The sequence below is a fragment of the Peribacillus sp. JNUCC 23 genome (assembly GCF_053653995.1).
On the sequence record NZ_CM132202.1, the window covers coordinates 1,034,444 to 1,061,245 of the forward strand.

Genomic DNA, 26,802 nt, shown 5'->3' on the forward strand with positions numbered 1-26,802 from the left:
TGTTGAGGACGGGCTTTGATAGTACTTGAAGGGAAGTGATAGTTTCACGACATTCATTTTGAGTACAAAAAAACAAATCTCTTTTTTAATTTTTCGAATTGGTTAATGGATCACTTTTTAGATATATGAGTAGAGATCATCTAATCATCTTGCTTTTTAGTGTGGTGTTTACGTGGCCGTTTAGTTCGTTTTTAACTTTAATAATTATCTTCTCCGCATTAGTTCATGTGATTTCGCGTACCAGATAAATCCGATTTTTAGTGATTCTAACATTTTTTTCATTTATGTTTTCCCCTTTCAAATTTTTTAGGATGTATACCTTTTAGTTTTGCAATTATCTTCTCCGCATTAATTCATGTGATTTCGCGTACCAATCCAATCCAACCTTTAATGATTCTAAAAGCTTTTTCATATGTGTCATCTCCTCTCTAACTTATATTACTATTATCAGATATAAGCTATATTTTAACAATGTCATTGAAATCGGTAACAATGATGAAGAAAACGGAAACAAAAGAAATGAAAACGAGGCCATCTATGTTTTTCGCATTATTTTGCGGTTTTTCTCGATTTATCAATAGATATCTATAAATGGCGATGCCTTAGACAAGTACGCGGTAACCGTAACGGAATAAAAATATGGAGAATGATACTTAAGATACGATTGTTAATCATCAGGAGTTTCAATTTGAAAAGAAATGTATACATATTAAGACTAAATAAAGGAAAGCTTAGCGAGTAGGAGGTGTAACTATCTATGCAAAAAATTGCTGTAGAAGGATCATTAACGAATATTTCCGAAGCGTTACGTGAAAAGGGCTATGATGTTGTTGAATTAAAACAGGAATCTGACGCACAAAACGTAGACTTTTGTGTTGTGACTGGACTAGATTCAAATATGATGGGCATACAAGAGGCTTCGGCTAAGGGTTCGGTGATTGAAGCGAGCGGATTATCCGCAAATGAAGTTATTAATGAACTTGAAAATAAAATAAATCATTCACATTAAACATAGTAGGCTGAATCAGGTATCGTACACATACGATAACTTTGGTTCAGCCTTTCTTGATCTCCTTTCTTATATGAATGAACCGTTAAGGGGACCATATCACTCCATTGTTTGTATTTATGAATTTTGAATAATGGCCCCATTTACGTATCCAGACTTCTAATGAAGTTCGGTCGCAAAATAAGTATTTGGTGAAACTATCTTTTTAAATGATGAAAACAGTTATAGAAGTACAAAAATAATGGGTCTTCTTACGTGGATATATTTGGGATTCATAAATTGATCATAGATAAAGCATTCTATCATTTGTAAGGAATTAACCAAAGGAGGATTTATATATGACTGTTATTAATCAAGTGCAACAAACGTTGGCGGGGTTAAAAAGTGCTCAAGCTAGTTTTGAGACCTTTGCATTACAAACGGATAATCAAGAGGCCAAACAAATGTATCAACAAGCAGCGCAACAAGCACAAACGATTGTGGATACTCTTTCGCCACGCGTTCAGCAAATCATCGAAGAAGAGCCTCAATATAAACAATAATGACCAGTAGAAAAGGGACCGACCTAAACTAAGGAGTCAGACCTCACAACAACTATACACAGTTATATAACACGATTAACTGTGTATGGATTGTGAGGTTTCATTCACTTTTAGGGCATTCCCTTTGTTAAGCATAAAATCGAAAGCAACAATTGAGCGGAAAGAGGCGTTGCACGCATGTTACATCGTAAAAAGAAGCAACTGGCATCCGTTCTAAAGGAGTATCGGAAGCGAACGCTGTTTCAGTGGGTTGATTTGTTATGCTGAGAGGAAGGCGGACTTGGGTATTCGATCAAAAGCCGGTCATTATTTCCACAGGAACTGTTGGCGGTCCATTTGAAGCAGACGGATTATTGACGAACGACTTTGATCTTCTTCATGCAGATTTGTGGCTGCAACAAGATTCCTATGAGAAAGCACATAAAGTACTTTTGGAAGAAGCCTGTCAAAAAGCGATAGAAAAAGCAGAACTTCAAAAGGAACAGATTCAGTTTCTTCTCGCTGGAGATTTAATTAACCAAATTACGCCAACTACCTTTGCTGGAAAAACAATTGGGGCACCATATCTTGGATTATTTGGAGCCTGTTCAACTTCTATGGAAGGGTTGGCATTAGGCGCTTTTCTTGTGAATTCAAAAGGAGCCAAGTATTTATTAACGGGAGCTTCCAGCCATAATGCGGCTGTTGAGAAGCAATTTCGTTATCCAACCGAATACGGCGGACAAAAACCCCCTACAGCACAATGGACAGTGACTGGTGCGGGGGCGGCGCTGTTAAGTGATTCTGGAATTGGTCCAAGAGTCACATCAGCTACGATTGGTCGTGTAATTGATATGGGGATTGCAGATCCACTCAATATGGGAGGGGCAATGGCGCCAGCAGCCGTTGACACAATTGAAGCCCATTTAAGGGAACGAAACATCGATCCAGCCTATTATGACTTGATTGTGACCGGAGATCTCGGTCGAATTGGACATGAAGTTTCACTGGATTTATTAGACCAACATGGTATAAGAATCCGCGATGATCAGTATCAAGATTGTGGGTTAATGATTTATCGGGAAGGTCAACCAGTCTTGGCAGGGGCTAGTGGTGCGGGGTGTTCTGCTACAGTTGTTTATGGACATTTATTAAACCGAATGAAAAAAGGCGAGATAAAACGAATGCTTGTTGTGGCAACAGGTGCATTATTATCACCGCTTACTTTTCAGCAAAAAGAAACGATTCCTTGTATTGCCCATGCCGTGTCGATTGAGTATGAAAGCGAATAGGAACCGTGATGCACACACTAGGGCTAAAAGAAAAAGGAGAATTATGTCATGACAATCGGATCAGAAGTGAAACAATGTTTAGCTAGTCTCAAAGGAATTGAAGCGAATTTATCCAGCTTAGCGATACGGACCCCAGATGACGAAGCGAAACATGTGCTTCGCGAGACAAGGGTCCTTGTGAATGGTGTAGTGGCCGACATACAAAAACGAGTTGTCGAAATGGAAGTCGAGGAAACACAATACAAAGGGTTTTAAAGTATAGTTGCTAGGAGGTGTAAAAAAGTGCCAGATTGGTTAGCGGTAATCGGACGTTCCTTACTATTTATAGTTGTTCTATTTTTAGTGGCAAAATGGTTAGGGAAAAAGCAAATCTCTCAACTGTCTTTCTTTGAATACGTCATTGGGATCGCGATAGGCAGTATTGGAGCAGCGGTTGCTATCGGACTTGAACCAAGTATATTTTTAGGGGTATTATCTATTCTAACTATTTCAGTGATCCCATTTTTAGCTAGTTTCATTTCGTTAAAAAGCAAATCCTTTCGAAATATTATCGAAGGAAAAGGAACCGTTTTGATCAAAGATGGCAAGATTATGGAAGAAAATTTAAAAAAGGAAAGATACACGACAGATGAGTTATTGAAGGGGCTTCGAAAAAATCAAGTTTTTCAGGTCGCCGATGTAGAGTTTGCCGTATTAGAGGCCACCGGAGATTTAAGTGTATTACTTAAGAAAGAAAACCAACCATTGACTGCGAAGGATTTACATTTTTCTATTGCACCCATTAAGGAATCCCAGACGGTTATTATGGATGGAAAAGTACTGGATGAACCATTGTCCACTGTAGAGCGAAGTAGACTTTGGCTACAGACTGAGTTGGAAAAAACCGGCGTACTTCTTGAAAATGTCTTTCTTGGACAAGTCGATACGTATGGACAATTAACCGTCGATCTATATGATGATAAACTTCAAGTACCACCTCCACAAGAGAAACCGTTATTAATCGCAACCATGAAAAAATGCCAAGCAGACCTTGAATTATTCGCACTTGGAACGGAAAATAAAGAAGCGAAAAAGATGTATCGCGAAAATAGTGAAAAATTGCAAGAAGCGATTGATAAAGTGGAATATTTATTAAAAGAATAGGCAAAAACACAAAGGTAAGACTAAAAAAACTATACATCGTATTCTACACACAGTATATCGTGTTACATGCACGTATTTTATACTGTGTTTTGTAGTTTGGGGAGCTGACTTTTGATGAAGTCAGCTTCAAACGTTTTAAAGGAATAACGATGCTACTTTGCCTTTCAATACTGGAGAAAATTAGGCGGTTTCAACTAGACAAAAGCGGTTCCCATGAAGAAAAGGTCAGGCCCCACATCTTCTATATATCGTTTATTTTACGTGTAAATGACATAATAAACGGTAATTAGAGTGTGAGGTCCGACCCTTTAAGACATGTTGTTAATGCGGCAAATTATGATTTGACGTTTGGGGTGTCATAGTAGCTGGTGCAAAGGCATTTATCATTTGCTGCATATCTTGTTGTGCCAGTTGTGGGACCTGATAATAATGATGTTTGTTTTGATAAATGGAAATCTCGTATGCCATTTCAATACAGTTGGGAACCGAATCTGCGAGCACCCGACGGACCACTGGATTTGTCACTTCACAAGCGGCCATTGCTTTCATGGCTGCAGATGACTTTACAGCTCCGAGCATTAACCCAGAGATGCACTCATCGGTGATTTCTGTTACAGACTGTAACGGTTTCTTCGGCTGGGTTGGTGTTAACCCATAAATGAAGTCATTACCTTGCTTCATTTTATAACTTTGAGTCCGCTTTTGCGGATCCTGGCCGGTTGTAAAACAATCAACTGTAATATTGTATTCATCTTGGATAAATTGATATTGGCGATTCAATATATCCATGAGTTCGGGGTCTTTTACATGTTGGCGTAAAAGCATATATTGATTGAGGGTACCAATTGTTCCTGATAACACTTCATGAACATCGAACATTTCATGACCGCCATGATTCAGTTGTTGAGGCACAGCGCCTGTATGCATATTTTGATGCATGGGTCCTTGTTGGTTTTGCATGAATTTTCATTCCTCCTCTTATATGAAAAAACACGTTCGGCTTTAGTATGTGTCCAGAAATAAGAGTTATTCAAAAGAATGCCTAATTTAAAGAATGAGTAAATCGCACAAAATCAATTTTTTCGACCTATAACATATATATTGAGTCTAGCTAATATTGTTTTGTGAGCTGTTATTGTTCGAGAAAGTCGACAGCTGTTTTTACCTGACTTTTTGAACCTTCTTTATAAGAAGATGATTTCGCTTTTTTTTCACATTCAGTTCAGTGTAATTCTCTACATGATTTAAAGTAGAAGATGTGAGGCAAACTACTAATGACGAGTAAAAGATATTGTTTGGAATGTTTGGAACAATCTAAAAATCTGTTTAGACATGATCCTAGTTAAACTTAAAAACCTCGTCAATTTCGTGTGAAACTGTACCGTCTTGGTTCGATAAAAATAAGGAGGGATTTTATCGTGAAAGTAGTGGCCATTGTAGGAAGCACCCGTAAAGAATCGTATAATAAAAAAATCACTGCTTTTATGCAAAAAAGATATACGGACAAGGTCGAAATTGAAATTTTGCAACTAGAAAATCTTCCTATGTACAATGAAGATGAGGAGCTAAACCCGCCAGCCGTAGTAACAGACATTAAGAAAAAAATCACGGATAGTGACGGAATCTTAATTGCAACACCAGAATACAATCATTCCATATCAGGTTTCTTGAAAAATGCCATTGACTGGTTTTCGAGGGTGGATAAAGTAATGGTGAATAAGCCAGTCATGATTGTTGGGTGTTCTCCAGGTGCACTAGGTACAGTTCGTGCTCAAATGCAACTTCGTCAAATCTTAAACTCACCTGGCGTTTCCGCATTCACTCTGCCTGGGAACGAAGTATTTATCGGAGCCGTACATGAAAAAATTAATGAATCTGGAAACCTAGTCCATGAACCGACGATTCAATTCTTAGATACAGTAATGAATAACTTTGTGGACTGGATTCAAAAAGTTAAATAATAAAGTACGCGCGTACATGACGAGTATAAAAATCAATAATAATAGAAGAAAGAGGATGTCCCATAAGTAAAAGGTCAGACCTTGCCGCTACTACATACAGTTTAGATGAAGTGTAAGTAACTCGAAAAACTGTATAGTGATGCTAGGTCAGATCCTTTTGGAACATCCTCTTTCAAGAATTTTAAAAAGTTAGGTATGAGAAGAAAGTCTTCTCCTTTGAAAATTCGGATATGCAATCCCGAATAGAATCACTGCTACACCAGTCCATTGAGAGAGGGTGACAACTTCGTGTAGCACAAATGTCGACATGAGAACGGCTGTTGGTAGTTCGGAGGCACTTAGGATGGTGCCAAGACCACTGCCTACTTTTGGCATGCCAATATTAAATAAAAGTGGAGGGACGAGTGAACCGAAGAAACCAATAAGAAGACCGTATTTAAGCAATCCATCCGCCAATGCTCCGTTTAGGAGAAATACTGGTGGAAGTACGGTAAACACGAGAAGTGCCGCTCCGGTTGTCATGATTGCACTTTTGTAGATTGGATGAATCGGAAGACTTGCACGACCACTTACATAAATAAAGGTGGCAAAGGATAATGCCGAAAGCAGTCCCCAGCCGATTCCGACAAGTGAAAAGGTGAGATCACTACTTAAAAAACCTGAAGCTAAAACGGAGCCGCAAAGGATGATTGCCGTTGCAATAATACTCTTACGGTCCGGTACTTTCTTATCAAAAATGTATTGTAAAATAATGCTGATCCAGGTGAATTGCAAAAGCAGGATAATAGCAAATGAAGCATCGACATATCCCAGTGATTTATTATAAAAAATCCCAGTTAAACCCATGGGCATTCCGCTGATCAACAAAATCAGCCATTGTTTACCACTTAACCTAATTTTGGGGACAAAGATCGTAATAATCCATAACATAATGGCTCCAAGCAAATACTGACTGCCCGTCAAATCACTTATTCCATAACCATTTTTATAACCTAATTTAACAAATGATGAGATAACTCCGTATGAACAGCCACCAAGAAAGACTAGTAAAGCATATTTCCATATACCCATTAAAAAACCTCCTATAAAACAATAAAGCCACCCATCCCCTTAATAAAGGATGGGTGGCGAAAAGTAAAGTTGTAAACTTTAAGAAAAATCCACCTGCCGCAAACTTGCCATGCAGCTTTTAGTCTATTACTTCCTATTATAAATTGTAATGATGGATTGTAAAGTGGGAAATTTTATCTCGGCTTAACAGGCTGTTAAGCCCGATTATTGAGGTACAGTGAAACTTACCGAGAGTTACGCAGAAGTAATAAATAAATGGAAATTTAAAGATAATAACACCATTCGTAAAGGGAGAGGTGTTATTTTTTTGTAAAAAAGTAATTAATAATTGTCCTACTCCCTTACTCATGGTATGATTTAGACTATACAAATCACGTTGGCGTGATTATCGTGGAATGTAGTGCGGATTGTGAGCGTATCTTTTAAAAAAAGAAAGATACTGTATTTTCATATCCAAGCAGATTTTATAGTTTAATATTTTAGGGAGGTTATCTTTTTTTGGAAATTTTAAATCAAATGTTTAGTACGTACGCTTTATTCTTCGACTGGAAAATGTGGGGAGAAGTGTTAACGGATCCTGTAGCTTGGGGATTAATTGGGACATTAATTATTATGGAAGGGTTACTATCAGCTGATAATGCACTTGTGCTGGCAGTCATGGTTAAACATCTTCCAGAAGAAAAACGAAAAAAAGCATTGATGTATGGCTTATTAGGTGCTTATGTATTTAGATTCATTTTCATCGGAATCGGCGTTTACTTAGTTAACTTCTGGTGGATTAAAGTATTAGGTGCACTTTATCTTGGATGGATTGCTTTCAGTCATTTCCGGAAAAAATCCGGCGAGGATGATGAAGTAAAAGAATTCAATAAAAACACTTGGTTAGTTCGTACATTTGGAACGTTTTGGGCAACGGTCATTATGGTAGAAGGAATGGATATCGCCTTCTCGGCTGACTCGATTCTGGCAGCCTTCGCAATTTCGGATCAAGTTTGGGTACTATTATTGGGCGGTATGATTGGGATTTTATTAATGCGTACAGTAGCTCGAGTATTTCTAAATCTAATTGATAAAATTCCTGAACTTGAAAATACAGCTTTCATTTTAATCGGGATTATTGCGCTTAAGATGTTATTGAGTGTATTTAATATTCATGTACCACATACAGCATTTTTTGGCATCATCGTTGTTGCGTTCGTAATTACGTTTATCATTCATAAGCGAAATGAGCGTAAGGCGGCTACTTCGACTGAGAGCTAAGATAATGGTGTTTGGCACCATTTAATCAATATTGAACATACTTAGGAGCAGAAAGCCATTTGTATCAGGGCTTTCTGTTTCTTTTTGCATTTTAATTTTTTTCTGAAGGTTTCATATAAGAGGTGGTACAGATTATTTCATCCCAATTTAACAGGCTGTAATATCCCCACCTCAATTTTTGTGCGAGATTCAAGAAAAAAATAGGTGGGGGATAAAAAAAGCACTGATGGAAGTTTCACTTTATTTGACAAAACTTCGATATGTATAGTATAATAATGGTAAATAATTGAATATTCTCCTAAAGGGGAGTAGCTTTTACAGCAAAGTCGTCATTTCAGAGAATTTCTCTCGGCTTTGTTGGCAACTTGATGTTGTTAGCAAGACCTTTACCGAAGAAGGGTAAAGGTATAACCATAGAATTTCAAACCTTTACCGTATTTTGGTAAAGGTTTTTTGTTTGATTATTTTTCAACTTTCAATAAAAGCGAGGTGAGTTCGGTCGGTAAATTTGCTAAACGTTTCCTATTTATCATTAAGTTTTGGACGGTTCTTCCGTTTCTAAAGGAATTCTTCATTTCACGCGAAGTTCAGCTTCATAAAAAAGTGATGGGAATAGTATTCATGATTGGGTACGCAGTATTTCCGTTTGATTTGATTCCAGATTTCTTCTCGCTCATTGGAATAGTGGATGATGTGATGATTTTTGGAATTGTTGTGAACTGGATGGTTCAGATATCACCGGAAACACTTAAGGAAAAACATAAGCTAATGGGGTAACCTATTTAAAAAAATGAAAGAGGGGAAGTTAGGACATATGGAATTTTCAATTTTACTTGAGTATGGTTGGGTGTTACTTGTGTTGGTTGCACTTGAAGGGCTTTTAGCTGCGGATAATGCGCTTGTGTTGGCGATTATGGTAAGGCATCTACCGGATGAAGAAAGGAAAAAAGCGTTATTCTATGGACTTGCAGGAGCGTTTGTTTTCCGTTTTGGCTCGCTGTTTGCGATTTCATATCTTGTCGATGTATGGCAGGTCCAAGCGATTGGCGCCATTTATTTAATATTTATTGCCTTGAACCATATATTTAGAAAACTTCTAGTAAAGAAGAGTGAAGAAAACGTTACTGAGGAAAAGGAAACGAAGAAAGCTGGCTTTTGGGCGACAGTTTTCAAAGTGGAACTAGCGGATATTGCGTTTGCGGTAGACTCGATCCTTGCCGCCGTTGCATTGGCAATGGCGCTTCCAGATACGAACTTACCGAATATTGGTGGCTTAGACGGCGGTAAGTTTATCGTAATCTTCGCAGGTGGATTGATCGGATTAATTATCATGCGTTTTGCGGCCAATGTGTTTGTGAAACTGCTGCATACTCGACCAGGGCTTGAAGTGGCTGCATTTATGATCGTCGGCTGGGTCGGTGTGAAACTAGCTATTTACACATTATCACATCCATCGTTAGCGATATTGCCTGAAGCGTTTGCCCATTCAGTGGCTTGGAAAACTATCTTCTATGTCGTACTGATTTTGATTGCATTAGGTGGCTGGTTTTTTTCAAAAGAGAAACTGGACCCTGTAAAAGAATAAGGAGAATAACTGGCTGCGCTCTTTAAGGCGGCCAGTTATTTTAGTAAGGCGACCCCTTTATATAAGAATCAGGCTCTGCCGTCTACTATCATGCCGGCCCGACTAAGTAGAGTGCACGTCTCTACTGGGAAAGAGTGTTTAATCTTATTCGGAATTTTTTGGTAAGAAAGTTTTCATATTGGAGGTTACAGTATTCAGAAACTATTGAAATATTTTATTAGTGATGGGGTAGAATAAAAGTAAAGTCCATTATCAAAGAAAACCATCCATTAAAACAACGATCGGTAAAGTTATGCATTTTTCTTGACAAAACAATTACTTTTATACGATAATGAATATTGAATTAGAATTATTATAGTTAAATAATAATTGTTATATTTAGATGATAATTATCGATATATAAGTAACTAGAGTTTCGGATAGATGTCCTGAAACCAACTATTTATAATTCTCAAAAACACACGCAGGAGGAAATTAATTATGTCTCTAATTGGAACAGAAGTAAAACCTTTCAACGCATCAGCTTATCAAAATGGTCAGTTTGTCGATGTTACTGAAGAAAATCTAAAAGGTCAATGGAGTATAGTTTGCTTTTATCCAGCAGACTTTACATTCGTATGTCCAACTGAGCTTGAAGATCTACAAAACCAGTACTCAACTCTAAAAGAACTAGGGGTTGAAGTGTATTCCGTTTCAACAGATACTCATTTTACACATAAGGCATGGCATGATAGCTCAGAAACGATTGGGAAAATTACCTATCCAATGATCGGTGATCCTTCACATACAATCTCTCGCAACTTTGATGTGCTGATCGAAGCTGAAGGGATTGCTGATCGCGGTACTTTTATCATCGATCCAGAAGGCATCATCCAAGCTGTTGAAATTAACGCAGGTGGCATCGGCCGTGATGCAAGCATTCTTGTTAACAAAGTTAAAGCAGCACAATATGTTAGAAACAATCCTGGTGAAGTTTGCCCAGCTAAATGGCAAGAAGGTTCTACCACACTTAAACCAAGCCTTGATCTTGTAGGAAAGATTTAAGGAGTACAATAAATGATACTGGACGCAGACATAAAGGAACAATTAACCCAATATCTTCAACTGATGGAAGGCGATGTGTTACTCAAAGTTAGTGCAGGAGCTGATGATGTATCTAATGATATGCTAGCTTTAGTGGATGAATTAGCTGCTATGTCATCCAAAATTAATGTAGAGAAAACACATCTACCAAAAACACCGAGTTTTAGTGTGAATCGTATCGGCGAAGACACTGGGGTAACTTTTGCTGGTATTCCTTTGGGACATGAATTTACTTCATTAGTATTAGCTCTGCTACAGGTTAGTGGAAGAGCTCCAAAGGTGGATCAAAAGGTAATTGATCAAATTAAAAACATTAACGGCAAATATCATTTTGACTCTTACATCAGCCTGAGTTGCCACAACTGTCCTGATGTTGTACAAGCACTGAACTTGATGAGTATTCTTAATCCTGGCATTACACATACCATGATCGATGGTGCGGCATTCAAAGAAGAAGTAGAAAGCAAAAACATCCTAGCAGTGCCAACGGTGTTCCTCAATGGAGAATCCTTTGGTAGTGGCCGTATGTCTCTAGAGGAAATCCTCTCCAAGATAGGCAGTGCTCCAGACGCATCAGAGCTTGCTGATAAGGATCCATTTGATGTACTTGTTGTTGGAGGCGGTCCTGCCGGTGCAAGTGCAGCAATCTATGCAGCACGTAAAGGCATTCGTACAGGTGTTGTTGCTGAACGCTTTGGCGGTCAGGTTATGGACACCATGAGCATCGAGAACTTTATCAGTGTTAAGTATACTGAAGGCCCTAAGCTAGCAGCCAGTCTTGAAGAACATGTTAAAGAGTATGATATTGATGTGATGAATTTACAGCGTGCTAAGCGTTTAGAAAAGAAAGAATTCATCGAGATTGAACTCGAAAACGGTGCAGTTCTAAAGAGTAAGACCGTAATCATTTCAACGGGTGCTCGTTGGCGCAATGTTGGTGTACCCGGCGAAGAAGAGTTTAAGAACAAAGGTGTAGCATATTGCCCTCATTGTGATGGTCCATTGTTTACAGGAAAACACGTAGCGGTTATTGGCGGCGGAAATTCTGGTATTGAGGCAGCGATTGATCTTGCAGGCATTGTGAAACATGTAACGGTTCTTGAGTTTAATCATGAGTTGAAAGCTGATTCTGTACTACAAGATCGTCTATACAGTCTACCTAATGTAACTGTCCTCACGAACGTTCAAACAAAAGAAATTACTGGTACTGACAAGGTAAATGGTATTTCCTACGTTGATCGTGATACAGGAGAAACTCAGCATATTGAATTGCAGGGTGTGTTTGTTCAAATCGGTCTTGTACCAAATACCGATTGGTTAGGCGAAACAGTAGAACGTACTCGCGGTGAAATCGTTGTAGATAAACATGGCGCTACGAACATACCTGGAGTGTTTGCTGCAGGCGATTGTACTAATAGCCCGTATAAACAGATCATTATTTCTATGGGATCGGGTGCGAATGCAGCCTTAGGTGCTTTCGATTATTTAATCCGCAACTAATGAAAAAACATGAGTACCGTTGGTGTAATAGTTCTTTAAGTAGACTACTTTGATTTTTATCAAAAGTTGTAATGTTACTCGTACGTAACGTTGATATACTGTTTTACCGCGGTGCATTCTTCTTTATCACGCGGCTTAAACAATCCGAAAGGAAATACCAAAATAAAAGCCCAATTTCTCAGCTAAAATTGAGAAATTGGGCTTTTTTCTTTACTCTATCAAATGATTTTTTGAATACATTAGAAAAAACGCTGAATGATGTATTGGGCTGATGACGTTTTTGCATGCAATGAAATTCAATACGGTTGAGTAGCTAACCATAGTCTTTGGAGGTGGAAAAGCTTACTCATGTTATGCTTTCAAAAACGCTCAGAATGGAAAGATGTTATTATATGGGTAATTAATTAAAATCAGAGAGGGAGGTAAACAACATGAAAAAGTACATCGAACAGCTTAAACCGACGCTAGATAGCATATTTGAGCATTTGCATCAGAATCCAGAGGTTAGTTGGAAGGAATATGAGACAACTGCGTATATTCAGCAAATACTCGTTGCGCATGGTTTTTTAGTCCATATGTTTGTTGATTGTCCAGGGCTTGTTGTAGAAATGGGTAGTGGTGATTTCTGTGTGGGTCTACGAACAGACATGGATGCGCTTTGGCAAGAGGTGAACGGTCAGTTTCAGGCTAATCATAGTTGTGGTCATGATGCACATATGACGATGACGATCGGAGCCATGTTGCTCTTGAAAAAAATGAACGCTTTTCAAAGAGGAAGATTCAAGTTTATTTTTCAGCCAGCAGAAGAGAAAGGAACCGGCGCGTTAAAAATGGTTGAAAAGCAGGTTGTGGATGATGTCGATTTTCTTTATGGTGTTCACTTAAGACCCATTCAAGAGTTGAGAAACGGTCAAGCCGTTGCCGCGATTTACCATGGAGCCGCGAAGTTTATTGAAGGAGAAATTATCGGCGAGGATGCTCACGGTGCACGCCCTCACCTTGGGCAGAATGCGATTGAAATCGGTTCCTCATTTATTCAAGAAATCAAGAGCATTCACCTCGACCCAATAGTTCCCTATACAGCGAAAATGACTAGATTTATAGCAGGCGGTGATGCTGGGAATCTAATTCCAGGGAAAGCTTCGTTTTGTATAGATTTACGGGCGCAAACGAATGAAGTGATGGATGAGCTAACTGAAAAAGTTGAGAAAATAGCAAGCGCATTGGCGAATTTATATGGGGTGAAAATCCATTTGGAAGCAAAGGGATTTGTTATGGCGGCAGTTGTAAATCAAGAGGCAAGAGGATATATGGAAAAAGCGATTGTTGAAAGTATTGGAGCGCAACATGTAATGGAGCCGATTGTTTCTTTAGGAGGCGAGGATTTTCATTTTTACACACTAAAAAAACCTCATTTAAAAACGACAATGCTTGGCTTAGGCTGTGATTTACAACCGGGGCTACATCATCCAAATATGACCTTTAATCATGATTGCATCTATACAGGTGCGGAGATTTTAGCAAGAACGGTGTTACAAACGATTGAAGCATATGAAAGGAAGAAGTAATATGCCCTAGGGGCGAGTGAATTGGTTTCACAAAACTAGTAGGGACGCTTTAGCCGATTACTATTTTGAGATGATTTAATTTTCATATTCCGATAAACTTAAAGAAAAAGTGAATGAAAATTAAGGATGCTGTTGAATATGAGAAGAGTATCATTACAAACAAAGATTCTTGGGTTAGTACTTACATTAAGCTTATTTTTGATTATTTTATTAACGTCTTACTTTACCTATATGGAAGGAAAGCAAATTGCAGAGGATAGAGGGCTCATCGCTTTGGAGTTATCTAAAGCGATTTCATTTATGCCTACTATTATCGAGGCATTTGAATTAGAAAATCCATCTGAGCACATCCAACCTGTTATCGAAAAAATCCGGAATGAGACGGGTGCTGAATTTATCGTAGTCGGGAATAAAGCTGGAATTCGCTATTCCCACCCAATGCCATCAGAAATTGGGAAGCGAATGTTAGGTGGAGACAACGAGCGAGCAATTCAAAATGGTGACTATTATATTTCGGAAGCACGTGGTTCCCTTGGTCTTTCAATGAGAGGGAAATCGCCGATATTTGATAAGGATGGCAACATAATTGGGATTGTTTCGGTAGGCTATTTAGTTGAGGATGTTAAGCAACAAATCGTAAGAAATGTGTCCAAAGAGTTGTTTGTGTCTTTCCTAGCTCTCGTTATTTCAATTATAGGCAGCTATTTGCTTGCACGGAGTATACGTAAAGATACAATGGGACTAGAGCCATATGAAATCGTCAATTTATATAAAGAAAAAAATGCCGTGCTCCATTCCGTGAAAGAAGGAATCCTCTCCGTTGATAAAAACGGCATGATCAATTCCATGAATAAGCCAGCAAAAAAACTGCTAAATGTTACAGGGACTGTTCGCTGTTTGAAGGTAGATGGATTATTTCCTTCAAGTCAATTGTATGATGTGCTTAAATCGGGTGAGCCGCAAATCGATCGGGAAATGACTTGGAAACACCAAACGATTATCGTGAGCATCACGCCGATTTTCGATGATGAAGGAGTAAGTGGTGTAGTTGCTTCGTTTCGTGATAAAACAGAAATCGAGCAAATGGTGAACACATTATCAGAAGTGAAAATGCATTCAGAGGATTTAAGAGCACAAACACATGAATATACGAACAAATTATATGTCCTATCTGGATTAATCCAATTAGGGGAATATGACGAGGCAATAAATATGATTCAAAGTGAAAGTTCTGAGCTTCAATTTATCAATCAGATTGTATTCGAACAAATAAAGGATACAAAGGTTCAGGCAATCTTGTTAGGGAAATTAGGGAAAGCATCTGAAAAAAAGCTTAGATTTGAAATAGATTCTCAAAGCTACATAAATAAACTTCCGGATCATATTAAATTGTTCCAGCTAACCCTCATACTTGGTAATTTAATAGATAATGCCTTTGAGGCTGTTTATGATATAGAGGAACCGGTCGTAAAAGTATTTGCCACTGATATCGGAGAGGATATTATCTTTGAAGTAAGTGACAATGGTAAAGGAATTACGGAAGAAGACATGTTATTGCTTTTTGAACGTGGCTTTACACAGAAGACAAGTGAAAAGCCACGTGGATACGGACTTTCCAATGCTGAGAGTGCAGTGAAGGAACTTGGAGGCATCATTGAAGTGCAAAGTGAGGTAGAAAACACAGTTTTTACAGTTTTTCTTCCTAAAGAACAGAGAGAAGGAGAAGAATGGATAAAATAACAGTAGTCATTGCAGAAGATGATTTTCGTGTAGCGGACATTCATGAGAAGTTCCTGAATAAATTTGCGGAAATAGACGTAATAGGTAAAGCTTTAAATGCGAAACAAACGATTCAAATGTTGGAGCAAAACACACCGGACCTGCTCCTTCTTGATGTATATTTGCCAGATCAACTCGGTTCCGATTTGCTACCAGTCATTCGTCAAAAATACCCGCGAGTGGATATTATCATGATTACGGCAGCGATCGATAAAGAAATACTTGAACATGCACTTCGCTATGGGGTGGAATACTATTTGGTCAAACCAGTAAAAATGGAACGTTTTTATCAAACGATTGAAGAATATCTTAGTAAGTCCCAGCTGTTGCAATCTAAGAGTGATTTAGACCAGGATTTTGTAGATCTTATCTTTCAAAAAAACTTCCCAGCCAAGGAAAACAAAGGATCTTTATTACCTAAAGGAATCGACGAAATTACATTATCGAAAGTGAGAACTGTCCTTGAGAAGGGTGACACTAGTTTGTCGGCAGAGCAAGTGAGTGTTCAAATTGGCGCTTCCAGGACAACTGCAAGACGATATCTGGAATATTTGATATCTATTCAAAAATGCAAAGCTGAAGTGGTATACGGTGTTGTCGGGAGACCAGAACGAAGATATTGTAAAACTTGATGAAATTGTCTATCGCAATTCTTAGAAGGACTGAATCAGATTGATTGAGTTCGGTCTTTCTCTTTTGCATGAAGGACATTGACATATCCTTCATGGTAATTTGTGACGTTTTAACGCCATATTCGTTTTGTATAAAAAACAAATCCCTATGTATCCACGGAAAGCCAAAAAACCTTTCATGAACAAAATGAACAAAATTTTCACAATAGTTTTAAAAAACTTAAATTTGTAAACGCTTACAAGTGTACGAGCATAGAGTACAATTTATTTAGATATAAGTGCTTGTTCAAAAAGGAGGATAAAAAGAACGAGAAGTTCGAGAAGCGATAAGTCTCAAACCTTTCGCGTATGCGGTAGCGTTGTGGACCGGACTTGCACAGGATGTGCTGACTTCAGTGTTGCTCGTCATGACGTGCGCGATTTTAACAGAAGGTCAAAAATGCGCTTTGATGCAATTCGCAAGCTTTTTTACCGGACTTTTTGAACATTCTCTATAAGATAAGGAGTGATAAATATGCTCGCTTTACTTGGATACTTGATGATTATTGTATTTATGATTTTAATTATGACGGGGAGACTTTCTGCTATGATTGCTCTCATTGTCGTGCCAATTGTATTTGCGGTCATAGGTGGTTTCGGGAGTGAGATGGGACCAATGGCGCTAGAAGGAATCAAAAGTGTTGCTCCAACTGGCATCATGATATTATTTGCGATTTTATTCTTTGGTGTTTTGATTGATGCTGGAGTCTTTGACCCAATTATTAAGACAATTCTTAAGGTGGTAAAAGGAGATCCTGTAAAAATTTCCATAGGTACAGCTGTTTTGGCCCTGCTCATTTCACTAGATGGAGATGGGACCACCACATACATGATTACAATTTCTGCAATGCTTCCCCTATTTAAAAGGATTGGGATGAGACCGCTGATATTAGCAGGTATTGCTGTCTCTGCGTCAGGCGTTATGAATCTTCTTCCTTGGGGCGGACCGACAGCAAGGGTGATGACAGCATTGAACCTTGAAATGTCAGACGTATTCACACCTGTCATTCCCTCCATGATTGGCGGTGTTCTATTCGTTTTGTTCATGTCATATTGTCTCGGCAGAAAAGAAAGAAAAAGAATCGGTGTAATAGAGTTCGACCATCTTGGCGCAGCTCAACAAGCGGCTGCAACTGAGGAATTATACCTAAAGCGCCCTAAATTAATTGTTTTTAACTATGCGTTAACGATTATCCTATTAGTAGCCCTAATCATGGAACTACTGCCATCAGCCGTTTTGTTTATGATTGGTTTTGCCATAGCTATTACGATAAACTATCCGAAATTGAGTGATCAAAAAGAACGTGTAGCCAATTATGCTGACAATGCTTTATCCGTTGTTTCGATGATTTTTGCAGCTGGAATTTTCACTGGAATTCTTGCAGGAACTGAAATGGTGGATGCCATGGCAAATTCAATGATTCAGCATATCCCAGATGTAATGGGTTCACACTTTGCTGTAATCACAGCCGTTATTAGTGCACCGTTTACGTTCTTCATGTCCAATGATGCCTTTTATTACGGTGTACTTCCATTACTTGCTAAGGCTGGAGCTGCATATGGAATCGATCCTGCCTTGATCGGCAGAGCCTCTCTTTTAGGGCTGCCAGTTCATCTCTTAAGTCCCCTTGTCCCTTCTACATATCTATTGGTCGGGATGGTAGGAGCGGATTTTGGCGCACTACAGCGTGCCTTCTTGAAGTGGGCGTGTGGTTCAACAGTAGTCATGATTCTTGTTGCTGTTGTATTAGGAATAATCCCTCTATAATTTCGAGAAAGATCAAACGTATGCGATGATAATAAAGTGGGTGTCTAGTGCAAGCTGCCTAACCTAAAAAGGCCGGAGCCAAGCAATCTAATATGGGAGAACACCAACTCCTCATCAGATTGCTTGGCTTATGCTTGTCGAAGGCCACAGGATGTGGATAACTTGCAAGCAGCTTGTTCGCTCTTAGGGATTTAAAATTTTGTTCACGGCCGATATATGCCCGATCGTTTAGTATCTTTGGGGGCGTTTGGATGAATAACTTCTTTATGTAAAGTGCACGTTTTTTTCTAGTGCGCAATGTCTCATTGGCAAACAAGTTTGGAATGGATGTAAACAATGGAGTGAAAGGCCTGATTATTGAGGGGAGTAGTAATAGGTAGTTTAAGGCAGGGAGTCCGTATCTTTGTGTTTGTCAAACGTATCAGTCGGTCCTTGCATAACAATTACTTAGATAACATAATCTTTACTTAAGGTTAGTCATATCAAAATGCTATTTTATTTATGACTGTCCATTCTTTATAATAAAAGATATAAGGTGCGGAAAGAAGGCCGATGTAAAATTGAATAAAAATATATGGTTGTTTATTGTTTTAAGCAGCACTGGTGGTTTTTTTCTTTCATTGACAGGTTTGTCGATTGGGTGGATGCTTGGGACATTGCTCGTCGCTGCCCTTATTTCTTTCGTATTCCCAAATTTTCTAGAAGCGAAAGGTTTGCCGAAGTACTGGTTGTATATTGGGCAGTGTATTTTGGGCATTGAACTTGGTCAAAAAATTAATTTATCTGTTCTATCAGTCTTTCAGGAACATTGGATTGTCATAATCGTCATGCTATTGCTTTCAATATTGTTTTCATTACTATCTGGTTTGGCACTTTGGAAATGTAGCCAAACGAATATGCTGACAAGTTTTTTCGGTACAGCACCGGGTGGATTATCGGCTATGCCGGGGATGGCTGAGGAAGTCGGCGCTAACACAGCGGTTGTCAGCATTATTCAAACGATGCGTGTTTTTCTTGTCATTTTAATTATCCCGATGGTTGTGTCCGTATTGGTGATCATTCCGGCTGAACTAGTTATCGTACAAACGTCAGGCCCTATATTTGAAATTGATCACCTTTTATGGAGTATAGTGCTTGCTGTCATTGCCTATGGGGGATACCGTGTCGGTAAATATTTGAAATTTCCAGCGCCATGGCTCCTTGGAAGCATGGTGGGGGTAGCCATTGTGCAATCCATCACCTCTACCTCTACGGGACACGATATGATTGCCTTTTGGCCGCATAGCATCATGGTGGTGTCCCAAATTTTAATTGCCGTTTCGATCGGCTCTCGTTTCCGTAAAGAAATGTTTATCGGTTTAAAACAAACATTACTCGTCGCGTTCATCAGTACGCTCGTTTTAATAGCGGCGATGTTCGCATGTGCTTACTTCGTTTCCGAAATAACAGGAATGGCGTTTATGACCACAGCCCTCGCATTTGCACCTGGAGGCATTGCGGAAATGGCGACAACAGCAGTTGTTCTAGATGCTGATTCCACATTTGTTGTGGCTGTTCAGGTACTCCGAATTATAGTAGTTTGTCTTGTATTGCCTCCGATTTTTAAAATAATGCATAAGTGGGAAATTCGAAAAAATGTACATTCCCATATCTCAGCTTAATGTATGGCATGTTAACGGCATAGATAAGTATGACGTATTTGATAACTCCAATTTTCTACCCATGATAAATGTAGCAACGAATCACATATCCTGTTCGGTAGATGAATATATTTAATAATGCAAAGAACGGATAAATGAGGTGGGTTATGTTTATCTACGTGGTTAAAGCAGGAGATTCCTTGTATGCTGTGGCTACGAAATATCAAGTCTCAATGGACAGTATCCGAATTAAAAATGCCTTAAAAACAGATCGACTCGTACCTGGACAAGATTTAGTTATTCCTACGAATGTGTATATAGTTCAACCCAGGGATTCGCTCTATATTATAGCCCAAATGGCTTTACTTCCAATGGAAACGATCCGTCTAATCAATGGTCTACATTCGGATGTATTACAAATTGGTATGAATGTATATCTTCCACCTAGGTTGAAATATATTTCAGAAAACTTTGGTTATCTTACGCCTTCCACACCCGAGATTAATCAGTTCAATGTTCAAAGATTTGCTTCCATCACTACTTTTTATGGAGTTTTTGAGTATCATATTCTTGAAGATGGAAGTTTAAGTTCATTACATAATGACCAGCAACTTATCACATTGATCAAAGGGCATCAGGTAGTACCTCTTGCAGTAATAACCAATTTAACAGAGACTGGATTTAATCCAGATTTAGTAGGAAGTGTCTTAAATAATCCTGAATTAAGACAGCGTGCAATTGATCATATCTATAATTTGGTTAAAAGTAATAATTACGCTGGGGTGAATATTGATTTTGAAAGAGTGCGTGGGATAGATCGGGATATATATAGTGGTTTCTTACGCTTGTTACGAGAGCGATTAAAGCCTGAAGGGTATTATACGTCCGTTGCCGTGCCAGCGAAAACAAGTGATGATATTTCCTGGTTACAAGGATATGATTATGGAGGAATCGGTGCAGCTGTTGATTTTGTTTTTATCATGGCCTACGATTGGCATGAAGCAAGTAGCCAACCTGGACCTGTCGCTCCTATAAAAGAAGTTAGAAAAACAATCGAATATGCTCAAAAGTTCATGAGAAGAAATAAAATCATCCTTGGTGTACCAAGGTATGGATATGATTGGACAATGTCTAATGGGGCTGTTATGAGCGCGCGTGCTATTTCTGTTATGGATGCAATCGAGACAGCTATGAAATATCAGGTACCCATTCAATATTCCATTGAAGATCAACAACCTTTCTATCGCTACCAAGACGAATCTGGTAAGCTACATATTGTTTGGTTCGAAGACGCAAAGGCTCTTGCTCAAAAACTCCAAATGATAGTTGATTACCGGTTAAAAGGAATTGGAGCTTGGCAATTAGGATTACACTTTCCTCAAGCAGGTTATTTAGTAGATGAATTTCTGACAAAGAAATTGTGAATAATAATCATCTTTAACAATTAAAAACTATAAAGTAAGTCGATGATGAATCTTTATTGATTGGAAGAGGATTCAAAGAAAGAGGGCGTATAAGGGTCTAACCTCACACTCTAAATCAGTATGTAGTGTTTCATACACTAATCTTGTACTGTATTTAGTTGTTGCAAGGTTTAATCCTTTGCTTTTTTTTTGGAGAAATTCGAATGTTGACTGGCACTCAAAAAAAGCCTTGCTGTTCAATAGCATAGTTGATATATTTCATATTGATAGAAAATTAAGCACATGTGGAGGAAAATCGTCATTGAAAAAATGGAATTTAGCAATCTTATTTATTATCGTGCTCCTAATTGCCGGGTATTATAGCCTGAAAGTAGAGCCTGCATCTGAGAAGAAAGAGGTATCTCAAAAAGAAACAAGTGCTTCTGAATATCTTGAAAAGGTAGATACAAATTATTCTTTTGATTTGACTAAAAGGCTAACAACTTATAAATCAAACGAGAAATTAGGCTATCGACCAGCAGGCTCGAAAGCTGAGTTCGAGGCTGGAGAAATGCTGACAGATGAGTTTAAGAAGATCGGATTGAAGAATGTTACGAAGGACGAGGTAACTGTCGATAGCTGGGAGTTTGAGAAAGCAGACCTCACATATGTTGACCATAATAATGAGAAGCATGAATTGGTTTTAGGCGGCTATCAGGCGAATTTTGTCACAGATGGACCTGAAGAGTTTGAAGTGGTCTATGCAGGAAAAGGAACGAAGCAGGATCTGGAAGGTCTTGATGTGAAAGGGAAATTAGTGTTAATTGATATTAACCAAAGAGATGAATGGTGGATTAATTACCCCGCCTATCAAGCGTCTTTAAAAGGAGCAAAAGCGGTTCTTGCTGCACAAAAGGGCGGATATGGGGAGATAGATCCAGAGGCATTGAATGCACAAGATTTGTGCGGACCGGATGATACTCCAGCGTTTTCAATTTCGAGAAAAGATGCAGACGGTTTACTTGCATTAATGAAAGAGACGAATCAAGAAAGCGTATCAGTAACTTTTGATGCCGTATCGATTGTTGAGAGAGATGCGAAGTCGTATAATATTGTTGGCGAAATTCCAGGGAAAGACAAGGATTCTATCATTCTGTTAAGCGCTCATTATGATGCGTATTTTGATGGCTTCCAAGATGATTCAGCTGCGATTGGATTATTGGCAGGTATTGCCAAAGGCTTAATTGACAGCAACTACGAACCAGAGAAAACCATTGTATTTGTAGCACAGGCAGCAGAGGAGTGGGGAATTGCTAATTCAAGATATGATTGGTCCACGGGTGCCTATGGACAAATCTTTGAAGCGCGTCCAGAATGGCAGAAACAAGTTGTCGCAAACATTAACTTTGAATTACCTGCCTATGAGCATACAAGTGCAGATGAAATACGATCTGTTTATGAATTAGATCAGTTTCTGACAAAGTTTTCGAAAGAAGTACCGAAAGTAGAGGGAGTCTATAAAGATGGAATCAGTGTAGTTTCCCCATTACGAACATGGTCTGACGACTTTTCCTATTCACTTGGAGGGATTCCTGCTCAGCGTAATGATTTCCAAGACTCTGATTTTATGAAAACTCATTATCATTCTCAATTCGATAATGAATCTACTTATAACGAAAAGGCTTTTGAATTCCACCATAATCTGTACGGCTTGCTTGTTCAAGCATATGATCAAACAGCTGTTATGCCGTTGGATTTTACAGAACGTTTTAAAGCGATGAAAGAAACTATCAATAAAGATGTGAATGCTACTGCAGGAATTGATACTGCAGAATTGAATGCAGGCTTGGATAAAGTGATTGTTACTGCTGAAAAAGTAACCAAACAAGTCAATAAAATTAATGCTGACTATAAGGCTGCACTTGTTGATGGCGATGAGAATAAAGCGAAAAAATTACTATCTGAAAATAAGGATTTCAATGACAAATTGCGAGAAATTTTCCGTTATTCTCAAGATAACTTCTTGAAACTAACATGGGAAGATGAGCCGCTTTTTCCTCATGAACATGCCCAGAACAACCTTGATGCGATTGACCATGCATTAGACGCTTTGCAAAAAGGAAATGTGAATGTTGCGCTTGATAATTATTTATGGCTCGTTGATAATAATTGGTATGCGTATCATTTTGATCGTGAAACATTCGACTTTTTCACGAACCAGGTACTAGACCAAGGGGCAGACCGATTAAGCTGGGGAAATGGGAAAATCATCGGACATGAAGACCTATTTGACGTAATCAATAGTCTTCAATCGAAGTCTGATACGAAAGACCCGAAAGTGGATGCTGAAATCCAAGCATTGAAGAATGCAAAAGAAAATCAAAAGGCTCTATTAAAGCAGACAATTGATAAAGAAGTAAGTGACGTTCATGCATTGGAAGAAAAACTGAATGCAATTGTAGAATAATAGATACCCAAACAGCAGATATTTTGTTGTTTGGTTTTTTTGTGTAGGAAGGATTGTATATACATTGAACGATTAATTTCCCCCTGCTTTAACGAAAGATGTCAGACTACTTATCTATGATCACGACATATAAATGTGAAAGCAGAGTAATAGAAAAGTGGGAACGCCCAGTACTTTAGGCCATTATGTTCCGGAATGAGTATAAGAACTGAGATCTTTTATTCAAAATATATAACGGCATATTTATCCTCTAAATCCAATAAAGTAATAGTAAGTCGGCAGTCTATAAAGGAGTAAAATGATGATTCTTTCTAAATTTGTAGATGAACTCCTAATTCCCCCCGTTTTAAAACCTTGTCAAAAAAATCAATATGATACGTATTATGAAGTAAATATGACTGAATTTAGGCAATCCCTCCATAGTGAGTTAATGGAAACAACGGTATGGGGCTATGAAGGAAGTTATCCTGGTCCTACAATCGAGGTGGAAAGTGGCGAAAGAGTATGGATTAAATGGATCAATAATCTTCCTAAGAAGCATCTTTTTCCGATTGATTATACGGTGCACGGCGCCCATCGAGATGTACCAGATGTAAGAACGGTCGTACATGTACATGGTGCCAGTGTGGAATGGGAAAGTGATGGGTATCCAGAGTCTTGGTTTACGAAAGGGTTCGAACAAGTCGGTCCATATTTCAAAAAGAAAATATATCAATATACAAATAATATGCGCGCATCTACGCTTTGGTATCATGATCATGCTCTCGGCATCACTAGACTTAATGTTTATGCGGGCTTGGCAGGTTTTTATCTTATTCGAAATCAAGGGGAACGTTTATTGAACTTACCTAGTGGTCAATATGATATCCCACTTATCATACAGGATAAATCATTTAATGAAGATGGTTCGCTATTTTACCCAAAGCAGCCGGATAAAACAGTTCAAGAATTAGACACATCGATTGTTCCTGAATTTTTTGGGGACACAAACCTTGTAAATGGGAAAGTATGGCCTTATTTAAAAGTAGAAGCGCGTAAATATCGGTTTAGGCTGTTGAATGCATCTAACTCTCGTTTCTATCGAATTAGGCTTGATTCAGGGCAACATATGTATCAAATCGGAACAGATCGAGGATTTATGGAGTACCCGATTGGAATTAAAGAACTCACGTTGGCTCCAGCAGAAAGAGCGGAAGTTATTATTGATTTTACCAATCTTGAGGGAAAAAATATTGTCATGAAAAATGATGCACCAGCACCATTTCCAATTGGCCAGCCAGCCAGTCAAAATACGGGTACTGTGATGGAATTTAGAGTGAGTCTTCCCCTTAAAAGTATTGATACGAGCGTTATCCCATCTTATTTAGAAACACTTCCCAAAATGAATGAACAAACTGCTTCTAGGGAAAGACATCTTACATTGGATCAGGCGACCGATCAATACGGTCGTGAAATTATGTTATTAGATAATAAAGATTGGGAAGCACCTATATCAGAAAATCCGAAATTAGGAACAATTGAAATATGGAATTTCATTAACGTAACGCAAGATACTCACCCGATTCATATTCATTTGATAGATTTCCAGGTGCTCGACCGGAGAACATTTGACGTAGAACGTTTTAAAAAAGAGAGAGTCATACACTATACGAGTCAAGTGATGCCGCCTGAACCACAAGAAAGAGGCTTGAAAGATACAGTAAGGGTGAACCCTAACGAAGTAACGAGAATTATCATGCATTTTGATACGTTTGCAGGTTTATATGTTTGGCATTGTCATATGCTGGAACACGAAGATTATGAAATGATGAGACCGTTTATGGTCATCCGATAAAACCTTTATTATTTATTAATGAACGAAGGAACGATATGATCATTTGTTCAATATCGTCAGCAAGAAAAGCTTGTGAAGGCTCTGGGTGTAGGCTTGGAGTCTTTTTGATTGGTTATAATTAATTAAATTTTCAAAAAACTATTGCGTAATTAAAACGAACAAGTTAGAATCAAGATAATAAATGTAATCGATTACATTTTAGGTAAGGGGTAGAAGAAGATGGTGAAAATGAGTGATGTGGCAAAACTGGCGAATGTATCAACAGCTACAGTGTCGAGAGTGCTTAGAAATCCTGAAGCTGTTAAAAAGATAACTCAGCAAAAAGTTTTTGAAGCTATTAAACAGCTAGATTATCAGCCAAACATTCTAGCCCGCCATTTTCGAACGAATCAAACAAAGACCATTCTAGTTGTTGTGCCTAGTTTAACAAACTTAGTTTTCTCGGAAATTATTTCTGGAATTGACACAGTAGCCACTGAAAAAGGTTATCAAGTTTTGTTAGGTAATATAAATAACAGGATGGAAAAAGCACAAAGTTATATTAATCATTTAAAACAGAAACAAGTAGATGGCGTTATTTTATTAACAGTTAAATTAGCTCAGGAGCTATGGGAGGAGATTGCTCACGACTATCCGATTGTACTTGCCTCTGATTTTGTTGAAAAACTGGATATTCCGGCAGTTTGTATTGATAATTTAAATTGTGGTTATCAAATAACGGAGCATTTAATAAAATTAGGTCATCGAAAAATTGCTCATGTTTCAGGGCCCCTCGATGTGGCAATCGGTCGTGAGCGTGCGCAAGGCTATCGTAAAGCATTACTTCATTATAATATACCTGTTGATGAATTGTTTATGATTGAAGGAGAATATTCAATCGGATGTGGCTATTCTTCAGTAAGAAAATTAATGAAGCAGGACAATAAGCCAACTGCTATTTTCTTTGGAAACGATGAACTGGCAATGGGTGGTATCAAAGCAGCAAAAGAAATGGGGATTAGAGTACCGGAAGATTTAGCGGTGATTGGATTTGATGATATTAAATTTTCAGCTGTTTTTGATCCAGCGCTGACAACGATTGCTCAACCGTTTCATGAGATGGGAAGAAAATCTATGGAACTGCTTTTGAAGATTATGAGTGGTGATTCACTTGAACATGAAAAATATGTCATTGAAAGTCAGTTTATCGTTCGTGAATCATGTGGCGCCAACATAAAAGGACAGTAATTTTCAGTAGAAGGAAAATG

General features: G+C 38.4%; 22 protein-coding genes. 20 read left to right on the top strand and 2 right to left on the bottom strand.

Annotated elements, in window-relative coordinates; all coding sequences use genetic code 11:
• Window positions 1-757: 757 nt before the first annotated feature.
• The 5 genes from JNUCC23_RS04950 to JNUCC23_RS04970 all read left to right on the top strand — a co-directional run bounded on the left by JNUCC23_RS04950 (window position 758) and on the right by JNUCC23_RS04970 (window position 3,965).
• On the top strand, window positions 758-1,009 hold the full coding sequence (locus tag JNUCC23_RS04950) for a YkuS family protein (RefSeq protein WP_062183633.1): 252 nt from the start codon (window positions 758-760) through the stop codon (window positions 1,007-1,009).
• Between the two features lie 338 nt (window positions 1,010-1,347).
• Window positions 1,348-1,551: a DUF1657 domain-containing protein gene (locus JNUCC23_RS04955; RefSeq protein ID WP_062183630.1), complete on the top strand. Its 204-nt coding sequence runs from the start codon at window positions 1,348-1,350 to the stop codon at window positions 1,549-1,551.
• 260 nt (window positions 1,552-1,811) lie between these two features.
• Window positions 1,812-2,822, top strand: a complete 1,011-nt coding sequence (gene spoVAD, locus JNUCC23_RS04960) for a stage V sporulation protein AD (protein WP_062183627.1) — start codon at window positions 1,812-1,814, stop codon at window positions 2,820-2,822.
• A gap of 48 nt (window positions 2,823-2,870) precedes the next feature.
• Window positions 2,871-3,077, top strand: coding sequence for a DUF1657 domain-containing protein (locus JNUCC23_RS04965; RefSeq protein ID WP_062183624.1), 207 nt, complete (start codon window positions 2,871-2,873; stop codon window positions 3,075-3,077).
• Window positions 3,078-3,104: 27 nt separating this feature from the next.
• Complete coding sequence (locus JNUCC23_RS04970) at window positions 3,105-3,965, top strand: DUF421 domain-containing protein (RefSeq protein ID WP_454214629.1); 861 nt, start codon at window positions 3,105-3,107, stop codon at window positions 3,963-3,965.
• A 321-nt stretch (window positions 3,966-4,286) separates the two neighbouring features.
• Here the strand turns inward: JNUCC23_RS04970 and JNUCC23_RS04975 are convergent, their stop codons facing one another.
• Window positions 4,287-4,925 carry a spore coat protein gene (locus JNUCC23_RS04975; protein WP_062183619.1) on the bottom strand — a complete coding sequence of 213 codons (639 nt, stop codon included), beginning with the start codon at window positions 4,923-4,925 and terminating at the stop codon, window positions 4,287-4,289.
• A gap of 458 nt (window positions 4,926-5,383) precedes the next feature.
• On the opposite strand from JNUCC23_RS04975, the gene JNUCC23_RS04980 reads away from it, so the two are divergent.
• A complete protein-coding gene (locus JNUCC23_RS04980; protein WP_454214631.1) occupies window positions 5,384-5,926 on the top strand; it encodes an NADPH-dependent FMN reductase in 543 nt (180 codons plus the stop codon).
• 189 nt (window positions 5,927-6,115) lie between these two features.
• Here JNUCC23_RS04980 and JNUCC23_RS04985 read toward each other — a convergent pair whose 3' ends face one another.
• Window positions 6,116-6,997, bottom strand: coding sequence for an EamA family transporter (locus tag JNUCC23_RS04985; RefSeq protein ID WP_062183613.1), 882 nt, complete (start codon window positions 6,995-6,997; stop codon window positions 6,116-6,118).
• Between the two features lie 498 nt (window positions 6,998-7,495).
• Here JNUCC23_RS04985 and JNUCC23_RS04990 point away from each other — a divergent pair, with 498 nt between their 5' ends.
• The 14 genes from JNUCC23_RS04990 to JNUCC23_RS05055 all read left to right on the top strand — a co-directional run bounded on the left by JNUCC23_RS04990 (window position 7,496) and on the right by JNUCC23_RS05055 (window position 26,782).
• Window positions 7,496-8,257: a TerC family protein gene (locus tag JNUCC23_RS04990; RefSeq protein WP_403074163.1), complete on the top strand. Its 762-nt coding sequence runs from the start codon at window positions 7,496-7,498 to the stop codon at window positions 8,255-8,257.
• 453 nt (window positions 8,258-8,710) lie between these two features.
• Window positions 8,711-9,034 (top strand): YkvA family protein, encoded by a 324-nt coding sequence (locus JNUCC23_RS04995; protein ID WP_454214633.1) that lies wholly within the window; start codon window positions 8,711-8,713, stop codon window positions 9,032-9,034.
• A gap of 37 nt (window positions 9,035-9,071) precedes the next feature.
• Complete coding sequence (locus JNUCC23_RS05000) at window positions 9,072-9,842, top strand: TerC family protein (protein ID WP_403074161.1); 771 nt, start codon at window positions 9,072-9,074, stop codon at window positions 9,840-9,842.
• Between the two features lie 480 nt (window positions 9,843-10,322).
• A complete protein-coding gene (gene ahpC / locus JNUCC23_RS05005; RefSeq protein WP_454214635.1) occupies window positions 10,323-10,886 on the top strand; it encodes an alkyl hydroperoxide reductase subunit C in 564 nt (187 codons plus the stop codon).
• A gap of 12 nt (window positions 10,887-10,898) precedes the next feature.
• Window positions 10,899-12,425, top strand: a complete 1,527-nt coding sequence (gene ahpF, locus JNUCC23_RS05010; RefSeq protein ID WP_403074157.1) for an alkyl hydroperoxide reductase subunit F — start codon at window positions 10,899-10,901, stop codon at window positions 12,423-12,425.
• A 431-nt stretch (window positions 12,426-12,856) separates the two neighbouring features.
• Window positions 12,857-13,993 (top strand): M20 peptidase aminoacylase family protein, encoded by a 1,137-nt coding sequence (locus tag JNUCC23_RS05015; RefSeq protein ID WP_454214637.1) that lies wholly within the window; start codon window positions 12,857-12,859, stop codon window positions 13,991-13,993.
• Window positions 13,994-14,131: 138 nt separating this feature from the next.
• Complete coding sequence (locus tag JNUCC23_RS05020) at window positions 14,132-15,733, top strand: ATP-binding protein (protein ID WP_454214639.1); 1,602 nt, start codon at window positions 14,132-14,134, stop codon at window positions 15,731-15,733.
• The gene (locus JNUCC23_RS05025) at window positions 15,721-16,404 is read left to right on the top strand and encodes a response regulator (protein WP_454214641.1); all 684 of its coding nucleotides are present in this window, start codon (window positions 15,721-15,723) and stop codon (window positions 16,402-16,404) included. The genes JNUCC23_RS05020 and JNUCC23_RS05025 overlap by 13 nt, the downstream gene beginning before the upstream one ends.
• A 514-nt stretch (window positions 16,405-16,918) precedes the next feature.
• Window positions 16,919-18,211 carry a CitMHS family transporter gene (locus tag JNUCC23_RS05030; protein ID WP_454214643.1) on the top strand — a complete coding sequence of 431 codons (1,293 nt, stop codon included), beginning with the start codon at window positions 16,919-16,921 and terminating at the stop codon, window positions 18,209-18,211.
• A 560-nt stretch (window positions 18,212-18,771) separates the two neighbouring features.
• Complete coding sequence (locus tag JNUCC23_RS05035; protein ID WP_454214645.1) at window positions 18,772-19,872, top strand: AbrB family transcriptional regulator; 1,101 nt, start codon at window positions 18,772-18,774, stop codon at window positions 19,870-19,872.
• 146 nt (window positions 19,873-20,018) lie between these two features.
• Window positions 20,019-21,275: a glycosyl hydrolase family 18 protein gene (locus JNUCC23_RS05040; RefSeq protein ID WP_454214646.1), complete on the top strand. Its 1,257-nt coding sequence runs from the start codon at window positions 20,019-20,021 to the stop codon at window positions 21,273-21,275.
• Between the two features lie 301 nt (window positions 21,276-21,576).
• Window positions 21,577-23,721 (top strand): M28 family peptidase, encoded by a 2,145-nt coding sequence (locus JNUCC23_RS05045; RefSeq protein ID WP_454214648.1) that lies wholly within the window; start codon window positions 21,577-21,579, stop codon window positions 23,719-23,721.
• A 301-nt stretch (window positions 23,722-24,022) separates the two neighbouring features.
• Window positions 24,023-25,555 (top strand): multicopper oxidase family protein, encoded by a 1,533-nt coding sequence (locus tag JNUCC23_RS05050; protein ID WP_403075157.1) that lies wholly within the window; start codon window positions 24,023-24,025, stop codon window positions 25,553-25,555.
• Window positions 25,556-25,774: 219 nt separating this feature from the next.
• Window positions 25,775-26,782, top strand: coding sequence for a LacI family DNA-binding transcriptional regulator (locus tag JNUCC23_RS05055; protein ID WP_062183576.1), 1,008 nt, complete (start codon window positions 25,775-25,777; stop codon window positions 26,780-26,782).
• The last annotated feature ends 20 nt before the right edge of the window (window positions 26,783-26,802 follow it).